This is a genomic window from Burkholderia sp. E168m23, from assembly GCF_016586125.1.
GTDB classification, from domain to species: domain Bacteria; phylum Pseudomonadota; class Gammaproteobacteria; order Burkholderiales; family Burkholderiaceae; genus Burkholderia; species Burkholderia orbicola.
Genome location: NZ_BCPP01000758.1, coordinates 1 through 3,584 on the forward strand (window position 1 = coordinate 1; position 3,584 = coordinate 3,584).

Annotated in this window: 7 protein-coding genes; all 7 read right to left on the reverse strand. The window is 61.3% G+C overall.

Translation table 11 applies throughout. The annotated features are described in order from the left end of the window. Window positions 1-1,146: preprotein translocase subunit SecY (gene secY, locus JMF90_RS29005; protein WP_201325751.1), on the reverse strand; the 1,146-nt coding region annotated here is incomplete at its 3' end. A 42-nt stretch (window positions 1,147-1,188) separates the two neighbouring features. After that, entirely contained in the window at window positions 1,189-1,623 is a 435-nt protein-coding gene (rplO, locus tag JMF90_RS29010; protein ID WP_006477180.1) for a 50S ribosomal protein L15, read from the reverse strand. Window positions 1,624-1,649: 26 nt separating this feature from the next. After that, window positions 1,650-1,832, reverse strand: coding sequence for a 50S ribosomal protein L30 (gene rpmD / locus JMF90_RS29015; protein ID WP_006400644.1), 183 nt, complete (start codon window positions 1,830-1,832; stop codon window positions 1,650-1,652). Window positions 1,833-1,847: 15 nt separating this feature from the next. Continuing rightward, window positions 1,848-2,366 (reverse strand): 30S ribosomal protein S5, encoded by a 519-nt coding sequence (gene rpsE / locus JMF90_RS29020; protein WP_006752931.1) that lies wholly within the window; start codon window positions 2,364-2,366, stop codon window positions 1,848-1,850. 14 nt (window positions 2,367-2,380) lie between these two features. Continuing rightward, window positions 2,381-2,746: a 50S ribosomal protein L18 gene (rplR, locus tag JMF90_RS29025; RefSeq protein ID WP_006477183.1), complete on the reverse strand. Its 366-nt coding sequence runs from the start codon at window positions 2,744-2,746 to the stop codon at window positions 2,381-2,383. A 12-nt stretch (window positions 2,747-2,758) separates the two neighbouring features. Continuing rightward, a complete protein-coding gene (gene rplF, locus JMF90_RS29030) occupies window positions 2,759-3,289 on the reverse strand; it encodes a 50S ribosomal protein L6 (RefSeq protein ID WP_006477184.1) in 531 nt (176 codons plus the stop codon). 18 nt (window positions 3,290-3,307) lie between these two features. Next, a partial coding sequence (gene rpsH / locus JMF90_RS29035) for a 30S ribosomal protein S8 (protein WP_201325752.1) occupies window positions 3,308-3,584 on the reverse strand: 277 nt, incomplete at its 5' end.

The window sequence follows — 3,584 nt, forward strand, 5'->3', positions numbered from 1 at the left end:
GATCGCACCGGCCAGCGTCAGACGCGTGAGGATGCGGTCGATATATCGTGCGGTCTGATCGCCCGGACGAATGCCCGGAACAAACGCGCCGCTCTTCTTCAGGTTGTCCGCGGTCTCCCTGCTGTTGAACACCAGTGCGGTGTAGAAGAAGCAGAAAAACACGATTGCCAGCGTGTACAGCAGCACATAGACCGGCTGGCCCGGCTTCAGCGCTTCCGCAACGTTATGCAACGTATTGGAAATCCAGCTTCCCGTCGGCTGACCGGTACTGAACCAGCCGAGAATCGTTGCCGGGAACAGAATGATCGACGATGCAAAGATCGGCGGAATCACGCCCGACATGTTCAGCTTCAGCGGCAGATGCGACGACTGCCCACCGTAGATCTTGTTGCCGACCTGGCGCTTCGCGTAGTTCACGAGGATCTTGCGCTGACCGCGTTCGATGAACACGACCAGGTAAGTCACCGCGGCGATCAGAACGACGATGATGATCGCCGAAATGATGCTCATCGAACCCGTACGCACCAGCTCGAACAACCCACCCACGGCATTCGGGAATCCTGCTGCGATCCCGCCGAAGATGATGATCGAGATACCGTTGCCCAGACCACGCTCGGTAATCTGCTCGCCGAGCCACATCAGGAACATCGTGCCCGTCACCAGCGTCACGACCGTCGTCAGACGGAACAGCATGCCGGGATCGGTGACGAGGCCCGGCTGGTTTTCCAGCGCGGCCGCGATACCGAATGCCTGGAAGGTCGCGAGCACCACGGTGAAATACCGCGTGTACTGCGTGATCTTCCGTTGCCCTGCCTGCCCTTCCTTCTTCAGCGCCTCGAGCTGCGGCGAAACGATCGCCAGCAACTGCATGATGATCGACGCCGAGATGTACGGCATGATCCCCAGCGCAAAGATCGTGAAGCGGGACAGTGCGCCACCCGAGAACATGTTGAACATGCCCAGGATGCCGCCCGCCTGGCTCTGGAACAGCTTAGCCAGTTGATCCGGATCGATGCCCGGCACGGGAATGTGCGCGCCGATGCGATAGACGATCAGCGCCAGGAGCAGGAACATCGCTCGCCGGCGCAGATCGCCGAATTTCGCCGTGCTTCGACCGGGTTTTGCAAGACTCGGGCTGTTAGCCAAGTACCTTCTCCGATGAATGCAAGTGACGACGCGCTACGCGTGTCACTCGGCGAACGAACCGCCAGCCGCTTCGATCGCAGCGCGCGCACCCTTGGTGGCACCGAGACCCTTCACGACGATCTTGCGCTTCAGTTCGCCCGTCGCGATGATCTTTGCGCTCTTCGTCAGCTCGCCGACCAGGCCGGCTTGCTTCAGTGCGAGCAGATCGATCTCGTCGACCGGCAGCTTCTCGAGGTCGCTCAGGCGCACTTCACCGACGAATTCCTTCGTCAGCGACGTGAAGCCGCGCTTCGGCAGACGACGTTGCAGCGGCATCTGACCGCCTTCGAAACCGACTTTGTGGAAGCCGCCCGAACGCGATTTCTGACCCTTGTGACCACGGCCAGCCGTCTTGCCGAGGCCCGAACCGATGCCACGACCGACGCGACGCTTGGCGTGCTTTGCACCAGCGGCCGGCTTCAGGTTATTCAATTCCATATCAACTCCTTGATCCGTAGGGCCGCTTACGCGATGACCTTAACGAGGTACGAGACCTTGTTGATCATGCCGCGGACCGCCGGCGTGTCCTGCAGCTCGCTAACCGAATTGAGTCGGCGCAGGCCCAGGCCACGCACGGTCGCGCGGTGCGATTCGCGGGTCCCGATCAGGCTCTTGACGAGCTGAACCTTGACAGTTTTTTCAGACATGGTGACCACCCGGGCTTAGCCCAAAATATCTTCGACGGACTTGCCGCGCTTCGCCGCGATGTCTGCCGGGGTCGACTGCTTGCGCAGACCGTCCAGCGTGGCGCGAACGAGGTTGTACGGGTTCGTCGAACCGTGGCTCTTCGCCACGACGTTCTGAACGCCCATCACGTCGAACACTGCGCGCATCGGGCCGCCGGCGATCACGCCCGTACCTGCCTTCGCCGGAGCGAGGAGGACAGCGGATGCGCCATGCTTGCCGTGCACTTCGTGCTGCAGCGTGCCGTTCTTCAGCGGCACCTTGAACATGTTGCGGCGAGCTTGTTCCATTGCCTTCTGGACAGCGACCGGCACTTCCTTCGCCTTGCCCTTGCCCATACCGATGCGGCCATCACCATCGCCAACCACGGTCAGTGCGGCGAAGCCGAGAATACGGCCACCCTTCACGACCTTGGTCACGCGATTGACCGAAATCATCTTTTCGCGAAGGCCGTCGTCGCGCTCGTCAGCCTGAACTTTCGCTTGCATCTTTGCCATGACGAATTCCTTCCTTAGAACTTGAGCCCAGCTTCGCGAGCTGCCTCAGCCAGCGCCTTGACGCGGCCGTGGTAGCGGAAGCCCGAGCGGTCGAAGGCGACGGATTCGATGCCGGCAGCCTTTGCCTTTTCGGCAATACGCTTGCCGATCAGCGTCGCGGCATTGACGTTGCCGCCCTTGCCCGACTTGTCGGCCAGTTCTGCGCGCACTTCTGCCTCGAGCGTCGACGCGCTGGCGAGCACCTTGGTGCCGCACGGCGAGAACACTTGAGCGTAGATGTGCGTGTTCGTGCGATGCACGGCGAGACGCGCGACCTGCAGCTCAGCGATCTTGATACGCGTCTGGCGAGCGCGGCGCAGGCGAGATTGAGTCTTATCCATGATTGCGCACCCTTACTTCTTCTTCGTTTCTTTGAGGATCACAACCTCGTCGGCATAACGCACGCCCTTGCCCTTGTAGGGCTCCGGCGGACGGTAACCGCGGACTTCCGCAGCCACTTGACCGACTTGTTGCTTGTTGATCCCCTTGATCACGATTTCGGTTTGCGTCGGGGTTTCAGCCTTGACGCCTTCCGGCATCTGGTGCACCACCGGGTGCGAGAAACCCAGCGACAGGTTCAGCTTGTCGCCTTGCGCTTGCGCACGGTAACCGACGCCAACCAGCGTCAGCTTGCGCTCGAAACCCTTGGTCACGCCGTGCACGGCATTCGCGATGATCGCGCGCATCGTGCCCGACAGTGCATTTGCTTCGCGGCTTTCGTCGACCGGCGACAGATTCAGCGTGCCGTCGTTGTTCGCCACGTTCACGAGCGGATTGATCGCTTGCGTGATGGTGCCCAGCGGGCCCTTGACGGTGATTGCACCGTCGGCCAGCTTGACTTCCGCGCCTTGCAGCGCGATCGGGCTCTTACCTACTCGAGACATGTTTCTCTCTCCTCGGCTTTAAGCGACGTAGCAGATGACTTCGCCGCCGACGCCGGTAGCGCGCGCCTTGCGGTCGGTCATCACGCCCTTCGGCGTCGACACGATTGCCACACCGAGGCCATTCATGACCTGCGGAATGTCGTTACGGCCGCGGTACACGCGCAGACCAGGCTTCGACACGCGCTCGAGGCGTTCGATGACCGGGCGACCTGCGTAGTACTTCAGCGCGATATTCAGTTCGGACTTCGCACCTTCCGCCTTCACGGCGAAATCGTCGATATAGCCTTCGTCCTTC